Origin of the sequence: Natronorubrum daqingense (assembly GCF_001971705.1) — an archaeon.
Lineage (GTDB): Archaea > Halobacteriota > Halobacteria > Halobacteriales > Natrialbaceae > Natronorubrum > Natronorubrum daqingense.
In genome coordinates this window covers 3076523-3098047 of record NZ_CP019327.1, presented here as the reverse complement: position 1 = coordinate 3098047, position 21525 = coordinate 3076523, and the positions used below count along the sequence as shown (strand labels likewise).

Below are 21525 nucleotides of genomic sequence, written 5' to 3'. Positions count from 1 at the left end.
CAGTCGTATCGACCTCGAGCACCCGCAGCGGCCCCGAAACGGTGGTCTACGTGAGGGGAGACGACGACGCCGAAGACGGATTAGTCGGGTCGGCGTTCCCCGACTGTCCGCGCTGTGGCGACCCCGTCCTCGCGACGGTCGTCACCGGACCGAGCGAGGCCACGTCGACGCCCTGTGGCTGTCGCGTTACGCCGCCACACCTCGAGCGCGAGTAATCGACAGACGGGCTCGAGTGGCGGCGGCCAGCCGACTCCTCGATATTTCGAACGCCGGCAAATCGAACCACCCTGATACGGTCTGCTGTAACTGTGTACCGGTGCAACCGCGACCCGTCTGCAGTTGCACCGGTACTGACGTACAGCAGACCGTATGACACACCACCATCCGTCGGCCGGAAAATGCGAGGAGTCGGCCCGTACGCGTGACTCGAGAATAATCCGTTGCTCGTCGGCAATCAGGCTACTCGCCGACAGCCTCTTCGACGATCTCAGATCCACCGTTTTCCGCTCGGGTTCACTTCGCTCACCCATCGCGCAAAAACCTGGGCCAAAAAAGCCGCTCGCTTCCGGTGGTCGCTCGCGGTCCTACTTCTCAACCGCTTCTTCGACGATCTCGATTTCCTCCTCGGTCAATCCGTACAGTTCGTACACAATCTCGTCGATCAGTTCGTCCGTTTTCTCGATCTTCGCCTCGAGTTCCTCGGCCCGTGCTTTCGTCTTGAGATAGCTTTCCAACCCGTCTCGAACGTCGTCGACGGCGGGGAGAGTGAGCTTTCGCAGGCGATCCACGAGCGAGTCGTTCTTGGTCGCGGTTTCACGGAAGTTCGCAAACCCACCGGCTTCGTCGACGGCGACGGGGACGAACGCCTCGATCAGGTCGGCTTCGGTTTCCGTGAGGTCGGAAATCTCGAGGGCGGGTTCGGGGTCGGTTTCGGTGTAGCCCCAGCGGTCGGTTTCGTACTCGTCCTCGTTTTCGGGTTTGTACCGGGCTGTGAGGTGAATCTCGAGGGAGTCGGGGGATTGGCGTTCGATTTCGACAGTGCCAACGCGAAGGTTTTCGCGGTCTTCGGCGGTGTCGGTGAGGATGGAGTCGGCAGCTCCTTCTGTTGGCTGGATGAATCCAACTTCCGAGACGGATACCTCATTGGAATAAGAGCCGAGGTGGTCAAGCAGAGCGAGATTAAGCGAATTTTCGGTTTCTCGAAATTGTATTATTTTTTCAACCGACCTTGTCAACTCTGTTACTAAGTCAGAGTCTTCTGACAAATCGGAATGAATCGGTATTTTTCGAATATCGTCAGGGTATATACTGGAATAACTCCCCTGTAGTGTTCCCGTCGCTAGGAATTGAGAGAAATAATACGTGATGAGATTAGAATTGAGTACCCCGGAAATCGAATATAGACTGAACGCCTCTGTATCGTTTAACGGGTCAAAATTTTTCGGCGACTGTTTATCCAGGATTTTATCTGTCCAAGGGACAACGTTCGTCACATTATCATTATTGTAATATCCATTCTTGTCAAAAGAGGCTTCGATTCTATTATCAGCACCACTCACTCTCGGGATGACAATTTTTTCAGACTCAAATAATTCTGAGTATTTGGGTCGGTGGAAATGGCTTTTCTTGGACTCATAGTCAATGTATTCTCCTTCCCAGTTGATCAAGTATCTAGATATATTGCTTCCCTCGACATACTGTTTATATCCATCTTGGGGATCTTGGGAGATTACATCATCTTTCTTGAAATCCAGTTCGCTGTCGGACGCAGCATGTGCAACTACTCCAACGTTCACACAGCAAATTCGCCCAGTAGGAATACTTTCTTTGTCAACCTTCTTCTTAAGTTCGACATCAGTAGTCGCTAGAGATGGACGAAGCGAATAATTCGAATACTCTGAGAAATTGGCCTGAGGAATCCTTGCTGTAGCAGCGAAACCCGGGTCATTAAACTTCGTCAGTTTTGTTTTGCAATTTTCATTGTTTTCTGTGGACAGCATGTAAATTAGATATTGTCTATCAACCTCACTGAATATCTGATGTTCTCCGAAGTGTACTAATTGATGTATTGTCCAATCATCGACGAACTTCTTACGTATTTTCGTCCCATATTTTTCAGTCCCTAGTGAAGTTGGTGTGATAAAAGAATGTCGACCTTCAGTCCTTGCTAATGTTGCTGCTCGGTAACAGAATGGAACAAATAAATCCCAATGTCCTGAGGTCACCTCTGGATACAGAGATTCCAGCGTAGATACAATCTGATCACTACTCTCTGTCAGTTCCCAGTTTGAAACCCAAGGCGGGTTCCCAATCACCACATCAAACCCAGCATCTTCCCGCTTCTCCCCGTCTTCATCGAAGAACACCTCCGGATACTCCAACTCCCAGTGGAAAAACGCCTCCTCGGTACACATGGCCTGCGCAGACTTGAACCAGCCCTCCTCTCGAACCTCGAGCCACTCGTCCTCGTCGTCGATCGCTCGAGCCATGCGCTCGTAAGCCCCCTCGGGCACGTCCAGATCGAAGCGTTCGGCCGTGTGGACGTTCGTCAACTCGAAGAGGCGCTGATAGAACGGATCGGCGCGCACCTCGTCGTACAACTCCTCCATCGACTTGATGTCCTCGAGCGTCTCGTTGTCGATCTCGAGTAGCTCCTGCATCCGCTCCATGACGTGCTCTAAGGTATCCTGTCGAACTCGAGCCAACGCCTGCTGGAGGGTCAACTGTCCGTCGTTGGATTCGGTGTCACTCGAGAGCACGTCCGTCACGTCCGAGCCGACCAACGAGTTGCCCGCCTTGAGGTGGTGATCCAGAAACGCCAGTGGCTGATCCGCCGCGAGCGTCTCGAGCCACATCGACAGCTTGGCGAGTTCGACCGCCATTCCGTTCAGGTCGACGCCGTAGATACACTCCTTCGCGACGTCCCGACGAACCCGCTGCTCGTCGAACGCCGTCGCCTCCTCGATCTCGCGCACCTCCTCCATCACCTGCTGGGCGAGATACTCCGTCGCCCGCGTGAGGAAGTGGCCACTGCCCATCGCGGGGTCGAGAACCTTGAGATCCAACACCCGACGGTAAAAGGCCCCGAGGTACTCGTGCGTTCCCGGCTCGAAGCCCTGCTCCTGTAAGTCCGTCCGGATCTCGTCGATCAACGGATCGACCGTCTCCTCGACGATGTAGGTCACCACGTAATCCGGCGTGTAGTACGCCCCCGTGGCCTTTCGCTCCCCTTCGTCGTTGACCACGTAGAGCCCACCCTCGTCGACGGTTTCGACCGCTTCCGCCACCGACACCTCCGTGGCCGGTTTCCAAATCTCGCCGCCGTCGTCCGTCACCGCGGCGTAGTCCGCCGGCGCGATCCGAAACTGGTGCTCGAGCAACCCTTCGTAGACGCTCCCGAGATGTCGCGTATCGAGATCCGCGTAGTCGGCCAACACGTACCGACCCTCGTCGTTCTCGGTCGTCGAAATTCGATAGATGACCTCCGCGAGGTACCGGTTGCTCACCTCGTGGTCCGTCAGAAACCCGTGTTTCTCGGTGTTGAACAGCCCGCCGTTGTACGGCGGAATGCCGAGTGACTCCTCGCCCTCGTCGACCAACCGAAACAGGTCCTCGAGTCGACTCCACATCGTCGTGGAGTACTCGCTGTAGGTGTCGAACCCGTCGTCGACCTCGCCGATCTCCTCGTGAATCTCGAGACGCAGTTCGTCCAGACTGAAGTTGTCCTCGTACTCCGAAACCGCATCCTGTCCCTTCGGGTGGATCAGGCCCCGCGATTCCGCGTAGAGGACGAACATCAGCCGATAGAGGAGCACGAGCGACTGCTCTTTGAGTTCCCCCAACCTCTTCTCGTCGTCGGGGTCGATCGCGAGGTCGTTCGTCTCGACGAACCCGCGTCCGAGCACCCGCACCGCGGTGAAGACGTTATCCTGGAGGTCCTCTCCTAACTCCTGGGCGACCGTCTCGCTTTCCGACCGGACCGAATCGAGGAACGTCGTCCCGCCACTCGCCTGAAACGCCGCCGGACGGAAAAACAGGTAGAAGTATTTGAACGCCTCGAGATCACCACGCTCGAGCAGTTCCGGCAAGTCGACCTCGTAGTACGTCTGCGTCTCGTAATCCTTGGTCCCGTAGAGTCGCCACTTCCGACCGTTCGTCAGTACGCCCCACTGGATCGACTCGGGCGTCCGCTCGAGGTAGTGTTTGATCTGGTGAGAGGCGTTTCGATACGGTCGCTGCTCGCTGAATCGAGCCGAAAAGTCGGCATCCCACTGTTTGGCCTCGACGAGACCGATCCCGCGCTCGAACAGATCCGACGATTCTTCGGTGCTTAGATAGACCTCTGCAGCGTCCCGTCGCGCCTCCGGATCGTCGAACAGCAACACGTCGACGTAGCCCCCACCGTCGGGCAGCGTCGTCTCCACGTTCGTCCCGAAACCGAGCACGTCGAGCACCTCGTCGATCCAGTTGTCGATCAGCGGATCTTCCTTGTATCCCTCGACTAACCCCGACTCGAGGTCGTACAGCGATTGAAGCGCAGCCATCGCCTCCTCCGCATCCCCATCGCAGTCCCACTCCTCGCGATCCTGAATCCGCTCGTCGAGATAGTGCCCGGAGAAGAGATTCGAGTTCGCATACGGACGATCTGACAGCGTCGCCTGACTCATCTTGTCCCCTACCTCGAATCGTCACGACAAGAATCCACTGGTAGGGACGACTCGAATCACCTATCCCCGAATCCACTCGAGCGGGCGCAAGACGGCCAGCCGATAGTCCTCGTGGGGGTCGTACGTCGCGAACGAGAGGCTGTTAGCCATCACGCTGACGCTCGAGGCGGCCATCGCCAGTCCGGCGAGGGCGGGGTTCAGGAGGCCGAGCGAGGCGATTGGGATCAGCGTCGTGTTGTAGGCGAACGCCCAGAAGAGGTTCTGGCGCACCTTCGAAATCGTTGCCTCCGAAATGCGGACGGCTTTCAACACGTCCGCGGGATCGTCACGCATCAGGGTCACGTCCGCGGACTCGATGGCCACGTCGGTTCCCGATCCGATCGCGACGCCGACCTGTGCCGTCGTGAGCGCGGGGGCGTCGTTGACGCCGTCGCCGACCATCATGACGCTCGAGCCCTCGTCGCCAGCCTGTAGCTCCTCGACGTGGTCGGCTTTGTCCTCCGGGAGCACCTCCGCGCGGACGTTCTCGGGATCGATGCCGACCGCCTGGGCCACCGCTCGAGCGGTCAACTCGTTGTCGCCGGTGAGCATCACGACCTCAGTGCCACGCTCTCGAAGCGCGCTGACGGTCTGGGTCGCACTCTCGCGAACCTCGTCAGCCACCGCGAGCACGCCCAACAACCGACCGTCGATTGCGACCGGCATCGCCGTCTTCCCCTCGCGCTCGAGTCGCGTCAGCGTCTCCTCGGCGGGTTCGGTGTCGATACCCGCGTCCTCGAGCAGTTTGCGCCGTCCGACCAACACGCTGCCGCGGTCGGTCTCGGCGCGAATGCCGTGACCGGGGACGTTCTCGAACTCGCTGACCTCGCCGACGGCGACGCCGCGTTCGTCGGCCGCATCGACGATCGCTCGCGCGATCGGGTGTTCGGAGCCGGATTCGGCCGTCGCGGCCGCGCCTAAGACGTACGACTCGAGGTCCCCATCGCGTTCGTCCGGCGCGGCAAGCGCACCACCGTCGGCCGCAGTATCGTCGTCAGCCGCCGTCCCGCCATCTGGGGCCGCCCGCTCACCCACGAGTTCGACGTCCGTCAGGACCATCTCGCCGTGAGTTAGCGTCCCCGTCTTGTCGAAGACGACGGTGTCGATGCCCCGAACCTGCTCGAGGACGTCGCCGCCCTTGAACAGGACGCCGTTGGTCGCCGAGAGCGTCGAGCCGACCATCGTCGCGGCGGGCGTCGCGAGCCCCAGCGCGCAGGGACAGGCGATCAACAACGCCGAGGCGAGGACGACCACGGAGAACTCGAGCACCGGCACGCCGACCCCAGCGCCGGGAACGGCGACTTCGGGGCCGCCGCCGACGGGCTCGAGGATCGGAATCCACGAGCCAAGCGCCGACGACGCGCTGTAGAGCGTTTCGGGGAAGACGAACCAGAGCAGCGCCCAGAACGCGGCGTTGACGATCACCGCGGGGACGAAGTACGCGCTAACCTGATCGACCAGCCGCTGAATTTCGGGCTGGCGCGACTGGGCCTCCTTGACGCGGTCGACGATCTGCTGAATCGCCGTCTCGGAGCCCACCTTCGTCGCCTCCACGAGGAGGACGCCGTTCTCGTTGATCGTCGAGCCGACGACCTCGTCGCCCTCGCCCTTCTCGACGGGCACGGACTCGCCGGTCAGCATGGACTCGTCGACCGCGCTCTGGCCGTCGACGACCACGCCGTCAGTCGGGATTCGCTCGCCCGGACGGACCTTCATCACGTCGCCGGGGTTCACGTCCTCGAGTGGCACCTGCCGCTCTTCTCCCTCCTCCACGACGGTCGCCTCGTCGGCTTCCATCTGTAGCAGCTCTCGCAGGGCGTTTCCGGCCCGCGCCTTCGAGCGCACCTCGAGCCAGTTGCCGAGCGTGATGAACCAGAGGATGAACGCGACGGCCTCGAAGTAGAGTCCGCCGGTAACGGCACCGACGAGGACCGCCGTACTGTAGACGTAGCCCGCCGAGGTGCCGACGGCGACGAGCGTGTCCATGTTCGCTCGTCGATTATTGGAGAACGCGCGCCACGCGCCGACGACGAACTCTCGGCCGAGCGTAGCCATCAACACCGTCGCGAGGACGAACTCGAGCCAGCCCGGCGGGTGGGCGAGCGCCATCGGAATCGGCGAGGTGAGCCCCGCGAGATCGAACAGCATCTCGACCATCATCGGGACGAACGCGAGCGTCAGGAGACCACCGCCGACGACCAGGTTGCGCTGGCGGCGAAGCTCTTTCTCGACGGCGCGTTCGCGCTGACTCGAGCCCTGCGTCTCGTCGTCGGCGTCTCGCTCCTCGCGGACGGGGTCGTAGCCCGAGTCCTCGATGGCCGCGCGGATCTCGCCCAGCGAGACGTCGTTCGGGTTGTACTCGACGCGGGCCTCGTCCGACGCGAAGTTCACGTCGGCCCGGATCACGCCCGGGAGGTCGGTAACGGCATCCGCGACGGTCCCCGAGCACGTCGAACACGACATGCCCATCACCGTAATCGACTCGGAGACCGACGCGGCCTCGTAGCCGGCGTCCTCGATCGCGTCGTAAATGTCGGCCAGCGAGACCGCGTCGGGATCGTACGCGACCGTCCCCTCGTCGGTCGCGTAGTTCGCGCTCGCCGACTCGACTCCTTCAAGCTCCCTCACCGCGTCCTCGACGGTCCCCGAACACGTCGAACAGGACATGCCGGTGATCTCGAGGTGCGCTCGTCTCGTACTCATTAGAGAGGAATACGTGGTGCACGTTCAAGCGAATTGTGACTCAGAAACCATGAATTACTCTCGAGCCAGCTTTCGAAAGTAAAGCTCGAGGCGTTCGGTTCGATGTTTCCAAACTCATTCGGCGAAAGTCGGGTGCGATCACGGCTCTCGAGTCGAACGTCGTTCGCCACCGCCCTCGATATTTCGGGTGTTCCAGTGTTGTGGGAAGTGGAGCTAACCACTAAGCATGGTGGTCAATAACTAGCATGTATGTCGACCGACGATTCCCTCGGACGAACGCTCCTGTTCATCATCGTAGCGGTCGTGCTCGTCACGGTACTCCTTCCGATGCTCATGATGGTCTTCATGATGCCACTGACCGGCTTCGGGCACATGGGTACCTGGAACGGGACGACCGGCACGGGTTGGTCGTGGCTCGTCCCGTGGGTCGTGCTCCTCGGACTCGTCCTCGGGGTCGGATACGTATTAGCCCGAACGCTCCGTGCCGCGAGCGCAAACCGACCTGATCCTGCACTCGAAGAACTCCGCCGCGCCTACGCCCGCGGCGACCTCTCGAGCGAGGAGTTCGACGAACGTCGCGAGCGACTCGAACAGGGTCGTGATCGGCGATGAGCGAATCTGCCACCGGCCACGATGAGGACGACGGTTCGGCGCGCTCGAGCGGCGACGAGACGCACCGTAACAAGCCTACGGACAGCTACTGTTCGTGTTGTAGAGTCTGCGATTGTTACCGGGGACATCCCGAGGCTGGTGAGAAGCCGACCGAGCGTCGCGCGGACGACGGGGACGAGGAGGAGGACGATCACGACCACGGCGAACACGTCGACCACTCGGATCACGAGGACATGTTCCGAACGCGGTTTTTCGTCTGTCTGGTGCTCTCGATCCCGGTGTTGTACTACAGCCCGATGCTCCAGGAGTGGTTCGGCTACGCCGCGGTGACGTTCCCCGGCAGCGAGTTCGTCGGCCCGGTCCTCGGCGTCGCCGTTTTCGCCTACGGTGGGGTTCCGTTCCTCCGAATGGGCGCAGTCGAGGCCCGAAACCGCGAGCCCGGGATGATGCTCCTGATCTCGCTCGCGATCACCGTCGCGTTCGGCTACAGCCTCGCTGCGGTCGCCTTCGACATCGGCGAGCCGTTCTTCTGGGAACTCGTGACGCTGATCGTCATCTTCCTGCTCGGTCACTGGATCGAGATGCGAAGCGTTAGGCGGGCGTCGGGCGCACTCGACGAACTCGCCGAGTTGCTCCCCGACACCGCCGAACGGATCGGCGAGGACGGCGAGACGGAGGAAGTGTCGACCGACGACCTCGAGGAAGACGACCTCGTGCTCGTTCGGCCCGGAGCGAACGTCCCCGCCGACGGCGTCGTCGAGGATGGCGAGTCGAACGTCGCCGAGGCGATGATCACGGGCGAGTCGAAGCCGGTGAAGAAGGAACCGGGAGACGAGGTCATCGGGGGGACGACCAACCGCGACGGCAGCCTCCGCGTTCGAATCGCCGCGACCGGCGAGGAGACGACGCTCTCGGGTATCATGCGATTGGTCGAAGAGGCCCAGGAGAGTCGCTCGCGGACGCAGGTGCTCGCCGACCGGGCTGCGGGCTGGCTCTTCTACGCTGCACTCGGCGTCGCGGCGGTGACTGCAGTCGGCTGGACCGCCGCCGTCGGCTTCGGGCTACCGGTCGTCGAACGCGTCGTCACCGTGCTCGTGATCGCCTGCCCGCACGCGCTCGGGTTGGCCGTCCCGCTCGTCGTGGCGATCAACACCTCGATGGCCGCTCGGAGCGGAATGCTCGTTCGCGACCGAATCGCCATGGAGCAAGCGCGAAACCTCGATACGGTCGTCTTCGATAAAACCGGGACGCTCACGGCGGGCGAACAGGGAATCGTCGACGTGACGACCGTCGACGACTGGGACGAAGACGACGCCCTGGCGCTCGCGGCCGCCGCCGAGGGCGACTCCGAGCACATGATCGCACAGGCCATCCGCGAGGAAGCCGACGAGCGCGGTCTCTCGGTTCCCGACGTCAGTTCCTTCGAAGCGCTCGAGGGTCGCGGCGTTCGCGCGACGGTCGAACGCGACGCCGTCTCGGCCGTCGCACCCGGTGGGACGAGTGGCGACGACGCCAACGGGACGCCGAGCGAGCGCGACGGCCACACCGTCTCCGTCGGCGGGCCGAACCTCCTTCGCCACCTCGAGATCGATCCGTCCCCCGATCTCGAGCGCTTCGCCGAGGAGGCCGGCGCTCGAGGCGAAGGCGTCGTCTACGTCCTCGCGGCGGAGCACCCGGTGGGTGCGATCGCGCTCGCGGACGTGATCCGCGAGGAGAGTTTCGAGGCGATCGACGCCCTCCACGAGATGGGCGTCTCGGTGGCGATGTTGACCGGCGACGACGAGGACGTCGCCCACAGCGTCGCCGACGAACTCGGCATCGACACCGTTTTCGCAGAGGTGTTGCCCGAGGATAAAGACGAAAAGATCCTCGAGTTACAGGACGAGGGCCGTCTCGTCGCGATGGTCGGCGACGGCGTCAACGACGCCCCCGCGCTCACTCGCTCGGACGTCGGTATCGCCATCGGTTCTGGTACCGACGTGGCCGTCGAAGCTGCTGACGTGGTGCTCGTCGAGAACGACCCGCGAGACGTCGCCAGTCTCGTCAGATTGAGCGCGAAAAGCTACCGGAAGATGCAAGAGAACATCGTCTGGGCCGCGGGCTACAACGTGTTCGCACTCCCGCTCGCAGCGGGAATCCTCGCGCCGGTCGGAATCCTCCTCTCGCCCGCCGTCGGCGCGGTGCTCATGTCCGCGAGCACGGTGATCGTCGCGATCAACGCGCAGTTGCTCCGGCGGGCGGATCTATCCGTCTGAGTCGATATCCGTCTCCGATACGCTGTCTCCGATGCACCGTCTCCGATACGCCGTCTGTATCCCGTTCTGCGCTGGCCGGGGGCCCGTCGTCGCGGTGGCGCACGCTGGCGAGCGCCTGAGCGAGTGCGAAGGCGCGCGCCGATGACGTGCGAGGGATGAGTGAGTGAGCACAGCGAGCGAACGAATCGGGTGGGGAGGACGTGGAAATCACCGTCGCCAGTGCGAGCGGGTCGCTCCTCGTCCGACCAGTTCGCCCCTCGTACGACCAGTTCGCTCCCCGTCTGGATTCTCGAGTCAGCGACCACAATCTCGCCCGGATGAAAAGACAATTCCCGTCCGGCCACCAATACGGCACAAATGCGAATCGCCGTTCCCAACAAGGGCCGCCTGCACGAGCCGACGATCGACCTCCTAGAGCGGGCGGGGCTCCACCTCGAGAACGGTGCCGACCGGAAGCTCTACGCCGACACCGTCGACCCGGACGTCTCCGTGCTCTTCGCTCGAGCGGCAGACATCCCGGAGTACGTCGCCGACGGGGCGGCCGACCTCGGAATCACGGGCTACGACCAGGTCCGGGAAGCGCGCGTCGACACCGTGTCCGAACTGTTGGACCTCGAGTTCGGCCGCTGTCGACTCGTCCTCGCGGCACCCGAAGATGGCGACATCGAACGAATCGACCAACTGGCCGGCAAGACCGTCGCCACGGAGTTTCCGAACATCACCGAGGATTTCTTCGCGGACGCCGGCGTCGACCCCGAAATCGTCGAAGTCACGGGCGCGACAGAATTGACGCCCCACGTCGAGATGGCCGACGCCATCGTCGACATCACGAGTACGGGAACCACGCTCACAATGAACCGACTCGCCGTCGTCGAGGAGGTGCTCTCGAGTTCGGTCCGACTCTTCGGGCGCGAGGACGTCGTCTCGAACCCGAAAGTCGACGAGGTTCGAACCGCGCTCGCCTCGGTCAAACAGGCCGAAGGGAAGCGCTATTTGATGATGAACGTGCCGCGAACGGAACTCGAGGCCGTGCGGGACGTGATCCCCGGTCTCGGCGGCCCGACGGTGATGGACATCGCCGGCGAGGACGACGAAAGCGACGCTGCAGAGGGTGACGGCAAGGTCGCCGTGCACGCCGTCGTCGACGAGCAGGACGTGTTCGAGACGATTACGGACGTGAAGAACGCCGGCGCGAGCGACATTCTGGTGACCGAAATCGAGCGACTGGTCGAATAAGGTCGAGAAAAAAGCGCGAGCGCGAGTCGACTGTCCGCGAGGGCGACCGTCACCGGATGCTACTCGGTTCCGAGCGCCGCCGAGTCGTCGGCTCGCCGCGGGTCACGACTGGAGGTCTAACCGAGTCGTGATCGGTCGCTCGAGGTCACACTCGAGCGCGGATTCGAACGCCGGGAGCGACACGTCCGGCGCGACGAGCCCGCACGCCCGGTCGTAAGAGAGCAGTTCGTGTTGCTCGAGTAGCGGAAGGTGGGTTCGACACAGCGAGACGTGCACGCGCTGACGAACGTCCAGCAGCGACGTGATGGCCGTCGCGTCGTGTTCCGCGTCCGCGACTCGCGCGACGAGGGTGCGCACCTGTAGTGGCCCCTCCTCGGCGAGCAGACAGCGCAGTACCTCGCGTCGTCGGTCGCTGTCGAGGACGCGACGGACGGCCTCGCGCGGAAGCGCGTGCTCGAGGTGGTCGCGACTGCCGGGTGCGTGTCGGTCCAGCACGGTCGCCAGCCTGTCTGTGTGAATGGGCATCGATAACTGACACTCAGCGAGGACCCAATAAACGGGGCCGGTCGTTCTGTTCGCTGCCGATCAATTCACCCCACTATGGATCGTTCAATCGTTCATCACGACGGTGAAACCGTCATTACTGAACCGTTTCACCGAATTTCACGGACGGATCCGGTTCGCTCCGAGCAACCGACGCTAACGGATCGCTAATTCGAGGGAATCGAACGAGACAGATATCCGAGGGAGAGTGACACCAGTTTCTGACTAACAAGGAGGTCTGAACGTACGGTTTCGATGAACGACTGTCGAGTCGTTGATAGCGGCGCTCGCTCGAGCGAGGCCGATGTCGAACTGCGAACGAGAAACAGCGACGAGAAACAGCGACGAGAAACAGCGACGGGACACGTCGGTGAGCGAGACGAGAGAATTCGCGAAGAAGGCGAGATATTCGGCGAACGAGACGAGAAAATGTGTGGGTGAGACGCGAACCGTCGGAAACGAGGCGCGAAACGTCGGTATTCGAGCGAAGAGTCGACGAAAACGATCCGAGTCGTTACTCGAGTAAGCCGAGGTCCTCGAGTCGGGAGACGATCTTGTCGACGGCGTGTTCGGCGTCTTCTGGCTTCTTACCGCCGGTGATGACGAGTTTCCCGGAACCGAAGAGCAGGGCGACGACTTCGGGGTCGTCGAGACGGTAGACGAGACCGGGGAACTGCTCGGGTTCGTACTCGATGTTCTCGAGACCGAGACCGATCGCGATCGCGTTCAGGTTGAGGTTGCGACCGAGGTCGGCGCTCGTGACGATGTTCTGGACGACGATCTCGGGGTCCTCGTTGACCTGAATCTGGAGTTCGCGGAGTTTGTCGAAGACGATGCGGAGGCTCTCGTGAACGTCGTCGGTCGATTTCGCGCCGGTGCAGACGATCTTCCCCGAGCGGAAGATTAGCGCAGCGGACTTGGGATTCTGTGTTCGGTAGACGAGACCGGGGAACTGCTCTGGGTCGTAGTCGGCTCCCTCCAGATCCATCGCGACGCTCTGAAGGTCGAGTTCCTGTCCGATGCCGGTCGACGCCACCACGTTTTCGATGTTGATGGTGTCCTTGGGATCCGTCATAAGTCGCTTAAAAAGACGTATTTAAGGTTTATAAAGGTTGGTACCGGCACCTGATATATCCGGTATATACGCCGAGTTCTGCGAGCGCCCACACCCCGGTTTCGTGACGGAGCGTAGCCGACACCGACACTCACGACTCGAGGGAGACGACCCGAGAGTCACCGAAAGCGGTAGGCTCATTGTATTCCCACGGTGAGACAGAGGCGTGTATCTCCTCGAGCTCGGCGGCGAAGACGACGCGTTCGCAGCGCGGGAAGCCGCCAGCGCGGCGAGTGGCGTTCGTCGCCTCGCCCCCGGACTTGCCCTCGCAGACGCCGTCGCCGCCGACCGGATTCGCGGGCTCGCGTACACCCACCGGGCGAGCGACCTGCTCGGGCGCACGGACGCCAGCCTCGAGAGCGCCCGTACGTTGCTCGAGGCGGCCTCGCTCGATCGCGAGGGAACGGTCGCCGTTCGCGCGACCGACGTCCACGGCTCGAGCGGCGTCGACACCGAGCAGGCAGAACGCGACCTCGGCGGGATTCTCGTCGAGCGCGGGTTCGACGTCGATCTCGACGACCCCGATCACGTCCTCCGGGCCGCGTTTTCGATTGGCAGACTCGAGGACGACGCGAATGAGGACGGGACGGACGAAGAGGATGTCTGTGCGCTGGGCTGGCTCGCAGCCGAGAGCGTTCGGGATTTCGGGTCGCGTGCTCCCACCGACAAACCCTTCTTCCAGCCGGGGAGCATGGACCCGCTGCTCGCCCGGGCCGTCGCGAACCTCGCCGGTGCGCGCCCCGGTTCGACCATTTTGGACCCGATGTGTGGCACCGGCGGCGGCCTCGTCGAAGCCGGACTCGTCGGCGCGGACGTGATCGGCACGGACGCGCAGGCGAAGATGGTCCGGGGCGCACGGGTGAACCTGGCTCACTTTCTCGAGTCCGACGAACCGTCCCCAACCGGCGTCTCGCGGGGGAGTTGGCACGTCGCTCGCGGCGACGGGACGCGACTGGCGATCCCGGACGACGCCGTCGACGGCGTGGTCTTCGACGCCCCCTACGGCCGTCAGTCCAAGATCGAGACCCACCGACTCGAGGATCTCGTCTCCGGTGCCCTCGCCGAAGCGCGACGAGTTGCCCCGAGAGCCGTGATGGTCGCCGACCGACCGTGGGCGACCGAGGCGCGCGCGGCGGGGTGGGAGATCGAGGCCTCGTTCGAGCGGCGAGTGCATCGCTCGCTGACGCGGTACGTCCTGATTCTCGATCGCTGACGCGGTACGTCCTGATTCTCGATCGCTGACGCGGTACGTCCTGGTTCTCGATCGCTGACGCGGTACGTCCTGATTCTCGATCGCTGACGCGGTACGTACCGGCGCTCGATCGCTGACACGGTAGACGGGTGAACAGTGAAAACGCGAGTTTCCGAGAGTTCCCACCCCACAGCGACGGCTCACCGAAGTGCGGACGGAATCGAGTCGGTCGGCAGCGGGACGCTCTCGAGGAACTCGCGAACTTCGTCGATATCGACCGCGCCGAAGGCGATCGAGAGCGCGAAGAAGATCACCGCACCGGCGGGTGGCACGACGATCAGCGAGAGGAACGAGTCGCCAAAGAACCGTGCGAGCAGGAAGATCGGAACGGCGGCGAACGACCCCACGAGAATGGCCCGCGGAACGCGCGCGTCGGCGACCGGATAGAATCCAATCTCCCTCGCGCTCCAGATGTGAAACACGAACATGAGCCCGTAGCTGATACTGGTCGCGACCGCCGCGCCGTGCATGCCATAGCGGGGAATCAACGCCGCGTTGAGGACGACGTTGGCGAGCGCCGCTGCACCGGTCGAGACGATCAGAACTCGAAGGTCCCCTTTCCCCTGCCCGATCGCGAGAATCGGCCGCGCCAGCGCGAACCCGACGCAGCCCGGGAGCAACAGGAGAATCGGCACGTAGCTCGCGATATAGTCGTCGGGATAGATAATCGGTAACGCGACCGGCGCGAGCGCGGCGAGCCCGATTCCGAGCAACAGCGTGAACAACAGCGTATACCGAGTCACGCGAGCGGCGATCGTGTTGATCCGCTCGCGATCGTGGTTCGACCAGATGTTCGAGGTCGAGTGTAAGAGCACGTTCTGGAGCGCCAGCGGAACGATCCAGAGGAACTCCGCGATCGTGAGCGCGATGCGGTAGTACGCGGTTTCCTGGGTCGTTCCGAGGAGACCGAGCATCATGACGTCGAGTTCGTAGAGGGACGTCAAACAGAGGATCAACACGATGCTGAGCGCGTTGAACGCGAAGAGATCCCGCCGAGGAAACTCCCTCGAGGGGATGTGAGTGAACGCACGGAACAGCGACACCTCGCGGTTGACCAGCGCGAGGCCGATGACCGTCGTCGTGACCGCGCCGGCCATGTGCCCGATCAGGACGCCGGGAATGCCGTAACCGAGATAGGCGAGGCCGACGCCGACGGTGATGAACAGCACCTTATCGAGAAAGAGCAGCGGCTCGGAGTATCGCTCGAGGCCGAATCCCATGAGCGTCCGCCGAGTGTACTCGCGAAACTGCGACGTGAAGACGACCAGCGAGAGGAGGTAGAAGTACGTCTGATAGGACGCGCCCAACTGAGCGGTGACGATCCCCGCTCGAGCGGCGAGCGCGAGGAAGAAACACCCGATCGCGGCGAGTAACAGCGCCAGACGGAGGTAAAAGCCGACGACGTCTCTGTCCCAGTTATCGCGCTCGCGGTCTTCCGCAACGTACTTTCGCACGCCGTCGCCGACCCCCGTGCTGACGAAGATCATGTAGATGGCGAAGACCGACATCAAAAACGCGTAGTCACCGTACCCTTCGCCCAAGAACCGGGTGAGCAGTGGCGATGAGAGGAAATCGAGGCTGATGAGGAGAAACTTGATGCTGACGATCGAGAGAAAACCGCTCATGATGCTCCGTTTCATGGCTGAGTAGTGTCCTCGGCCGGCACTCGAGCGAGTCGTGTCTCGGTCGTTCGGAGCACGCTCGGACCCAATCTACCCGAGCCGTCAGTGATGGACCCCGCGCCGGTTACGATGGCGTGATCGACGGTTCGGGGTCGTCCCTCGGTCCCGTCGGCTCGGACGGAGACGCACGCACAGCGTCGATCGAGTGGCCCGTGCACGCTCTGTACACGATGGTCTCGAGCACACGTGTTCACAACTCAGGGATATCGAAAATGTGCATATATGACTTCCGATCGGCCATATTTATCAACCATCGGACAACGTGATAAATACATTCATAAGGACGGGTTCGATGGGCGCGAGTCGCCACAGCACAGGTCGGACGCGGCGCTTCGGCGGAGAGTGGTCGATTGCGAGTCTTCTCGAACGCGAAACTGCTCGCACCCGGGGTTTAATAGACGGATAAGGCCTCGAGCGGCCCACAACGAGGGTCGAAGAAGAACCGAGAAGCCGGCACGCGGAGAAACCAACGAAAACGGTTACGCCCGGCGGCCGTCGACGAGTCCCTCGAGTTCTCGAGCGACTGTCGGCGGAACGGCGATCCGTCGCGGACCCGCGACGTACTGGCCGTCGGGTTGGGCGTACGCGAGTTTCAGAACCGTCACGTCGCCGATTTCGCGAGCGGACGTTGCCTCGATGTGCTCGAGGTCGACGCGCTGGTCCGGGTCGTGGAGGTAAATGACGCGCTCCTCGCGGTCGAGCGTGCCCACGGAGCGCAGAAACGACGCGAGCACGAGTGCGACGAGTGCGAGTGGTAACAACAGGGCCGCCATGCCGGTGAAGGGACCGGCACCGACCTCGAGCAGTTCGCGCTGGGAGACGTACCGACCGATTCCCATGAGAGTCCCGATGATGGCCATCATCACGATCGTGCCGACGGCGGCGTCGACCACCCTCGAGAGGGTCGCCTCAGACGGTTGATCCATCGGGAGCCGGCGTGTGATCGCCCGGAGTCGCGCTTGGGTGTTCGGTGCGAGCGCCAGCGCGAGAACCGTCGTAACGAGTGCCAAGAGCGCCGCGACGACGACCATCCCGGCACCGCCCTGTGCGGCGAAATCGTAGAATCGCCACGTGAGAACGATCATCGCCATCGCGAAGAACGTGCCGACGCCGAGTGACCACAGGAGACGAACGGTTCGAGACGTCGAGGCGTCGCGTCGCCACTGGATCGTCTCGGAACCGACTGCATCCGCGGGCGCATCCTCGTCCATACCTACACTCCTCACCCGTCCCTCAAAGACCGTTCGATCCTCGAGAATCCTGACCTCGCGGTGACTGTGGTTCACTCGAGCGTCTGAGGTTCACTCGAGCGTCTGAAGCAGACACTCACGCGATCCGGCGTTGGTTCGTGACCGAACTGACGGATGTGTCACTCGAGAAGGAGTCGAAAAACCGCAGAGAGAGATGCTCGGTAGGGCTGACCGACCGTCGCGGTCGGATCACAGGGCATGATGGTTGGTTGGTGTGCCGTGCGCTACTGTCGCGTGGTGGGACGCGACGTGTAGTACATTCGAGTCGGGAAGAATCAACCCCCTCACGATTCCCAACGCGTTGGAATCTGATATGAGAAATCAGTGACAGTACACGGGCGGTGTCAGAAGAGGATCAGGTCGATGACGACGTAGCCGCCGTAGGCGATGATGATCGAACCGACCAGCGAGAGGAACCACGCGAGAACGGTGAGTCCCATCTTCCGAGCGCTCACCCCACCACCGCCGGCACCGGCCGCCGCGTAGCCGCTTCCGATGATCGAACTGACGACGATTTCGTTGAACGAGACGGGGATACCAAAGAGCACCGCGGCCTGTGCGATGGCGAAGGACGGAATCAACGCGGCGATCGAGCGCCGCGGCCCGAGCGAAGAGTAATCCTGCGAGATCGCTTTGATCATCCGCGGAGCGCCGGTCCACGAACCGATCAACAGCCCGACGCCGCCACCGACCAGTAAGGCGGTGATCGGAAGCCCGACGTCACCCGACATCGGGATCAACGGTCCGATCGCGAGACCGACCTGACTCCCGCCGGCCGAGAAGGCGACGAGGCCGCCCATCACGAGGAGAAACCGTCGTTGGGCGCGCGCCGGATCGTTTCGAACGGCGAGTGCGGTCGGAACCATCCAGAGGACGACCATCGCGAGAGAGCCCGCAACGATCCCCGCAAGCACCGATCCGGGGAGCATGGCGCTTGCAGTTTCGGCGAGGGAAGCACCGCCGTCCGGCGGGCCGAGGATGGCGAACTCGATATTCGCGATCAACAGCCCGACGACGCCCGCGAGACCGACGATCACGTACCGTTCGGGAATCGGCTCCTCGCGCAGCGCTCGAGCGATCACGTACGCGAAGAAACTGCCGACGAACGGCGTCAATATCCACATCGCGGCGATTTCGGTGTACGTCGCCCACGCCGGCGTGCCACCCATCGCGAGTCCGGCACCGATGACGGCACCGGTCGACGTGAACGCCGTCGCGATGGGATAGCCAAGGAAGACGCCGATTGCGACCAGCGTCGCCGCGATGATGAGCGCGATCGTCGCCGCCATCGGCGACAGCGCCACGCCGCCGATTAAGTCCCCACCCATCGTCTCGGAGACGTTCGCACCCTGTAACACCGCACCGGCAAAACCCAGAATACCGACGAGAAATCCGGCTCGCATCACCGAAATCGCGTTCGCCCCGACCGCCGGAGCGAACGGCGTCGATCCGCTCGAGCCCGCACCGATCGACCAGGCCATAAAGAGGCTAGCAAGTGCGGCCACCAGAAACGTCGCGACCGTCACGAACTCGACCATCTATGGCGACCTTCCAGCTAGCCCTACAAGTGTGTGCCGACCTGTATCGAATCGGAGACTGTGCCGTTCAGTGGGTGCGTCTGTCATCGACACGCTCGCGTCGTCGTCACCGTTCGTGAACATCAATCTCGGTCGTGAGCGCTGGTCTCGGTCGTGAGCGCTGCTCTCGGTCGTGAGCGCTGGTCTCGGTCGTGAGCGTCGATCCTTGCGGAAATCGGAGTGCTCGAGTTACCATCGGTTGCGATCCCTGTCAGTGAGTGAACCGACGATCGTCAGTTCGTCGTCGACTTCGAGTTGTCGTCGGGATCAGGTGGTGTTTCGACACCTTCGATCGCTTCGGCGGCGTCCGTGTCCTTCTCGACTTCGACGTGCCAGCGGTCGACCTCGTCTTCGTACTCGGCGAGTCGCTCGGAGACGTCGTCTTTGAGCACGTCGTCGTTGACGTTGACCTCGAAGACGAACTGCTCGCCGTTGTCGACGCCTCTGGCCGATTGCTGGATGTTCGCGCTGACGAGTTCGTTGTCGAAGTAATACGGTGCGAGTTGCGTCATCACGTTCTGATACACCGTATCCTCGACGCGACGAAACGCCTTCCGCCCGGCGGAGTCGGCCGCTCGAGCGACGTAGTCGATCGATTCCCGCCAGTTTCCCATCGCCGCTTCCGCGTCGTCGTGCTCGAGTCGTTCGTAGGATTCGGAGAGCTTCTCTCCGGCCGTTTTGATGTCTTCGTCCGGGTTCTTTCCCGCCTTTTCGCCCTTTCCCTCCTCGATGCTCGCCTGCTCTGAGGTCTTCTCGCTGACGTCCGCCTCGAGCGTTTCGTGGGCCTTTGGTCGCCACTCGTCCCACTCTTCGAACGCACGGGTGAATCGTGCGTGGGCGTCGTCTTTCGGGTCGTGGACACCGGTATCACGGAGTGCGCGCGTGATGCGTTCGCCGTGCTCGACGACGTCGCCCCAATCACCGCGGATTTTGAATCCCGAGATGCTCTCTTCCATCGGCTGGCGAGGGCTAAGCGATGGACGGCTATAAACTTCCGTGCTGCGCCCCCCGGTACTCGCGGCGACGATGGCGAGTGGGTTCGATTACCGGGGGCGATACCAGGGACGATCGAGGTCGAAATCGGTTCCAAGACGGTCTGAAACGGTAGACGCGTCGGTCACATCGCGTTCGCGGGTGATCGATACTGTGAACTATCCGGCGACAGGCTGTAGCAATATGCCAATCGAAGACCGGGACAACGCGTATCTCGTTACCCACGCACTGGCGAAAGACACGCTCTCGCGGCTTCGCGACGTCGAAACCGAGCAGGTAAGCTTCCGGAAAGGACTCGTCAAACTCGGCCGCATCTGTGGCTACGAGATCATCGACGGTCGTATGGAAACCGAGTACGTCGAGATCGACACGCCCCTCGAGCCCACGATGGGCGAGCGCGTGCGCGGGCTCGACGACGTCGTCATCATCAACGTGCTCCGCGCGGCGACGCCGTTCGTCGAGGGATTGTTGAAGGCGTTCCCCCGCGCGCGACAGGGCGTCATCAGCGCTAGCCGCGACGAGGAAGCCGGACGCGACGAAGACGGCTCGTTCCCGATTACGGTCGACTACGTCAAGCTTCCAGAAATTCACGAGGAAGACACCGTTATCGTCGCCGATCCGATGCTCGCGACGGGCAGTACGATGTGTACCGTCCTCGAGCACGTCATCGAGAACTCGCCCGACCCGGAGAACTTGATCGTCCTCTCGGCGGTCTCGGCTCCCGAGGGGCTGCTCCGCGTCGACGAGGAGTGCCCCGAAGCCGACTTGCTGACGGTCTCGATCGACGACTACCTCGACGACGACGGGTTCATCGTCCCCGGACTGGGCGACGCCGGCGACCGAGCCTTCCGTACGACCTGAGTTTTCGCCAATCAACATCGTTGGACCTCGCCGCCGGACTTTTGCTGGATGGGGAGCATTCACTCGCATGGACTACACGCACGTGAATCCAGACGACCTCGAGCCAGTCGCGGACCGACCCTGTGACACGCGCCGGCTGAGCGGGCCGGCCGGACTCGAGCACGTCGCCGTCAACCGATTTCGCGCGGAGCCGGGAGAGCAGGTACCGCTGGCGTATCACTACCACGAGCGACAGGAGGAGGCGTTTTTCGTGTGTTCGGGGACGCTACGCGTCGAAACTCCGGAGGGAGAGTTTGCGGTCGACGAGGGAACGCTGTTTTCGGCCCGTCCCGAAGCGCCACACCGGGCGTACAACCCCGCAGACGCGGATTCGACCGTCGACGTGATCGCCATCGGCGCGCCGCCCGTCGACGGCGACGCCGTTCACTACGATCCCGACGAGTAGACTCGGACTCGATCCGAACGGCCACTCGAGTCCGGGAGAGACCTCACGAAGATTCGGACCCGCAGGTGTCGATACCGAGGAGGGCGTTCACGGGACAGCGCTGGATAACGGCCGTCGCGAGGATATCGCTTCCGGCGACGAACGCGAGCGCGCCCGCCGTCCGGTCGCGATTTCGGTAGCCGAATGCGAGCAACGCGACTCCGAGAACGATCCGAAGCGTCCGATCCGTTCCGCCGACGTTTCGATCCATGTTCGAGCGAACGTGAGCGAGCACCGTAGGCGTTTTTCCGCTCGCC

Annotated in this window: 17 protein-coding genes; 8 read left to right on the top strand and 9 right to left on the bottom strand. The window is 62.5% G+C overall.

Going from position 1 to position 21525, the window contains the following annotated elements:
• The first annotated feature begins 41 nt into the window (after nucleotides 1–41).
• Complete coding sequence (locus tag BB347_RS19395) at nucleotides 42–215, top strand: hypothetical protein (RefSeq protein ID WP_168170962.1); 174 nt, start codon at nucleotides 42–44, stop codon at nucleotides 213–215.
• Between the two features lie 369 nt (nucleotides 216–584).
• Here the strand turns inward: BB347_RS19395 and BB347_RS14975 are convergent, their stop codons facing one another.
• Nucleotides 585–4667: an Eco57I restriction-modification methylase domain-containing protein gene (locus tag BB347_RS14975; RefSeq protein WP_076582687.1), complete on the bottom strand. Its 4083-nt coding sequence runs from the start codon at nucleotides 4665–4667 to the stop codon at nucleotides 585–587.
• 60 nt (nucleotides 4668–4727) lie between these two features.
• On the bottom strand, nucleotides 4728–7409 hold the full coding sequence (locus tag BB347_RS14970) for a heavy metal translocating P-type ATPase (RefSeq protein WP_076582688.1): 2682 nt from the start codon (nucleotides 7407–7409) through the stop codon (nucleotides 4728–4730).
• Nucleotides 7410–7658: 249 nt separating this feature from the next.
• Between BB347_RS14970 and BB347_RS14965 the strand changes: the two genes are divergently transcribed.
• From BB347_RS14965 to hisG, 3 genes are all read left to right on the top strand, one after another.
• The gene (locus BB347_RS14965) at nucleotides 7659–8021 is read left to right on the top strand and encodes an SHOCT domain-containing protein (protein ID WP_076582690.1); all 363 of its coding nucleotides are present in this window, start codon (nucleotides 7659–7661) and stop codon (nucleotides 8019–8021) included.
• A complete protein-coding gene (locus BB347_RS14960; protein WP_076582693.1) occupies nucleotides 8018–10276 on the top strand; it encodes a heavy metal translocating P-type ATPase in 2259 nt (752 codons plus the stop codon). Before BB347_RS14965 ends, BB347_RS14960 begins: the two co-directional genes overlap by 4 nt.
• Before the next feature lie 357 nt (nucleotides 10277–10633).
• Nucleotides 10634–11512 carry an ATP phosphoribosyltransferase gene (gene hisG, locus BB347_RS14955; protein ID WP_076582694.1) on the top strand — a complete coding sequence of 293 codons (879 nt, stop codon included), beginning with the start codon at nucleotides 10634–10636 and terminating at the stop codon, nucleotides 11510–11512.
• Between the two features lie 102 nt (nucleotides 11513–11614).
• On the opposite strand, the gene BB347_RS14950 is transcribed toward hisG, so the two are convergent.
• Nucleotides 11615–12037, bottom strand: a complete 423-nt coding sequence (locus BB347_RS14950; RefSeq protein WP_076582696.1) for a DUF7344 domain-containing protein — start codon at nucleotides 12035–12037, stop codon at nucleotides 11615–11617.
• 273 nt (nucleotides 12038–12310) lie between these two features.
• Here BB347_RS14950 and BB347_RS14945 point away from each other — a divergent pair, with 273 nt between their 5' ends.
• On the top strand, nucleotides 12311–12496 hold the full coding sequence (locus BB347_RS14945; protein ID WP_076582697.1) for a hypothetical protein: 186 nt from the start codon (nucleotides 12311–12313) through the stop codon (nucleotides 12494–12496).
• Nucleotides 12497–12569: 73 nt separating this feature from the next.
• On the opposite strand, the gene BB347_RS14940 is transcribed toward BB347_RS14945, so the two are convergent.
• On the bottom strand, nucleotides 12570–13130 hold the full coding sequence (locus BB347_RS14940; protein WP_004267580.1) for a TATA-box-binding protein: 561 nt from the start codon (nucleotides 13128–13130) through the stop codon (nucleotides 12570–12572).
• A gap of 205 nt (nucleotides 13131–13335) precedes the next feature.
• Here BB347_RS14940 and BB347_RS14935 point away from each other — a divergent pair, with 205 nt between their 5' ends.
• Nucleotides 13336–14382 (top strand): RNA methyltransferase, encoded by a 1047-nt coding sequence (locus BB347_RS14935; protein WP_076582699.1) that lies wholly within the window; start codon nucleotides 13336–13338, stop codon nucleotides 14380–14382.
• Nucleotides 14383–14561: 179 nt separating this feature from the next.
• Here the strand turns inward: BB347_RS14935 and BB347_RS14930 are convergent, their stop codons facing one another.
• The 4 genes from BB347_RS14930 to BB347_RS14910 form a co-directional block, all read right to left on the bottom strand.
• Nucleotides 14562–16061 (bottom strand): lipopolysaccharide biosynthesis protein, encoded by a 1500-nt coding sequence (locus tag BB347_RS14930; protein WP_076582700.1) that lies wholly within the window; start codon nucleotides 16059–16061, stop codon nucleotides 14562–14564.
• A 521-nt stretch (nucleotides 16062–16582) separates the two neighbouring features.
• On the bottom strand, nucleotides 16583–17314 hold the full coding sequence (locus BB347_RS14920; protein ID WP_076582705.1) for a hypothetical protein: 732 nt from the start codon (nucleotides 17312–17314) through the stop codon (nucleotides 16583–16585).
• Between the two features lie 383 nt (nucleotides 17315–17697).
• Nucleotides 17698–18891 carry an inorganic phosphate transporter gene (locus BB347_RS14915; protein ID WP_076582707.1) on the bottom strand — a complete coding sequence of 398 codons (1194 nt, stop codon included), beginning with the start codon at nucleotides 18889–18891 and terminating at the stop codon, nucleotides 17698–17700.
• A 272-nt stretch (nucleotides 18892–19163) separates the two neighbouring features.
• Entirely contained in the window at nucleotides 19164–19886 is a 723-nt protein-coding gene (locus tag BB347_RS14910) for a DUF5828 family protein (protein ID WP_076582708.1), read from the bottom strand.
• A gap of 220 nt (nucleotides 19887–20106) precedes the next feature.
• Between BB347_RS14910 and upp the strand changes: the two genes are divergently transcribed.
• Together upp and BB347_RS14900 are read left to right on the top strand one after the other, a co-directional pair.
• Nucleotides 20107–20784, top strand: a complete 678-nt coding sequence (gene upp, locus BB347_RS14905) for a uracil phosphoribosyltransferase (protein ID WP_076582710.1) — start codon at nucleotides 20107–20109, stop codon at nucleotides 20782–20784.
• Nucleotides 20785–20851: 67 nt separating this feature from the next.
• A complete protein-coding gene (locus BB347_RS14900) occupies nucleotides 20852–21229 on the top strand; it encodes a cupin domain-containing protein (protein WP_076582712.1) in 378 nt (125 codons plus the stop codon).
• 43 nt (nucleotides 21230–21272) lie between these two features.
• On the opposite strand, the gene BB347_RS14895 is transcribed toward BB347_RS14900, so the two are convergent.
• Complete coding sequence (locus BB347_RS14895; protein WP_076582714.1) at nucleotides 21273–21479, bottom strand: YgaP family membrane protein; 207 nt, start codon at nucleotides 21477–21479, stop codon at nucleotides 21273–21275.
• Nucleotides 21480–21525: the final 46 nt, after the last annotated feature.

Bases quoted from the DNA above. Each gene is read 5' to 3' on its own strand.
- BB347_RS14975 (WP_076582687.1), bottom strand. From the start codon at position 4,667: ATGAGTCAGGCGACGCTGTCAGATCGTCCGTATGCGAACTCGAATCTC.
- BB347_RS14970 (WP_076582688.1), bottom strand. From the start codon at position 7,409: ATGAGTACGAGACGAGCGCACCTCGAGATCACCGGCATGTCCTGTTCG.
- BB347_RS14965 (WP_076582690.1), top strand. From the start codon at position 7,659: ATGTCGACCGACGATTCCCTCGGACGAACGCTCCTGTTCATCATCGTA.
- BB347_RS14960 (WP_076582693.1), top strand. From the start codon at position 8,018: ATGAGCGAATCTGCCACCGGCCACGATGAGGACGACGGTTCGGCGCGC.
- hisG (WP_076582694.1), top strand. From the start codon at position 10,634: ATGCGAATCGCCGTTCCCAACAAGGGCCGCCTGCACGAGCCGACGATC.
- BB347_RS14950 (WP_076582696.1), bottom strand. From the start codon at position 12,037: ATGCCCATTCACACAGACAGGCTGGCGACCGTGCTGGACCGACACGCA.
- BB347_RS14945 (WP_076582697.1), top strand. From the start codon at position 12,311: ATGAACGACTGTCGAGTCGTTGATAGCGGCGCTCGCTCGAGCGAGGCC.
- BB347_RS14940 (WP_004267580.1), bottom strand. From the start codon at position 13,130: ATGACGGATCCCAAGGACACCATCAACATCGAAAACGTGGTGGCGTCG.
- BB347_RS14930 (WP_076582700.1), bottom strand. From the start codon at position 16,061: ATGAAACGGAGCATCATGAGCGGTTTTCTCTCGATCGTCAGCATCAAG.
- BB347_RS14920 (WP_076582705.1), bottom strand. From the start codon at position 17,314: ATGGACGAGGATGCGCCCGCGGATGCAGTCGGTTCCGAGACGATCCAG.
- BB347_RS14915 (WP_076582707.1), bottom strand. From the start codon at position 18,891: ATGGTCGAGTTCGTGACGGTCGCGACGTTTCTGGTGGCCGCACTTGCT.
- BB347_RS14910 (WP_076582708.1), bottom strand. From the start codon at position 19,886: ATGGAAGAGAGCATCTCGGGATTCAAAATCCGCGGTGATTGGGGCGAC.
- upp (WP_076582710.1), top strand. From the start codon at position 20,107: ATGCCAATCGAAGACCGGGACAACGCGTATCTCGTTACCCACGCACTG.
- BB347_RS14900 (WP_076582712.1), top strand. From the start codon at position 20,852: ATGGACTACACGCACGTGAATCCAGACGACCTCGAGCCAGTCGCGGAC.
- BB347_RS14895 (WP_076582714.1), bottom strand. From the start codon at position 21,479: ATGGATCGAAACGTCGGCGGAACGGATCGGACGCTTCGGATCGTTCTC.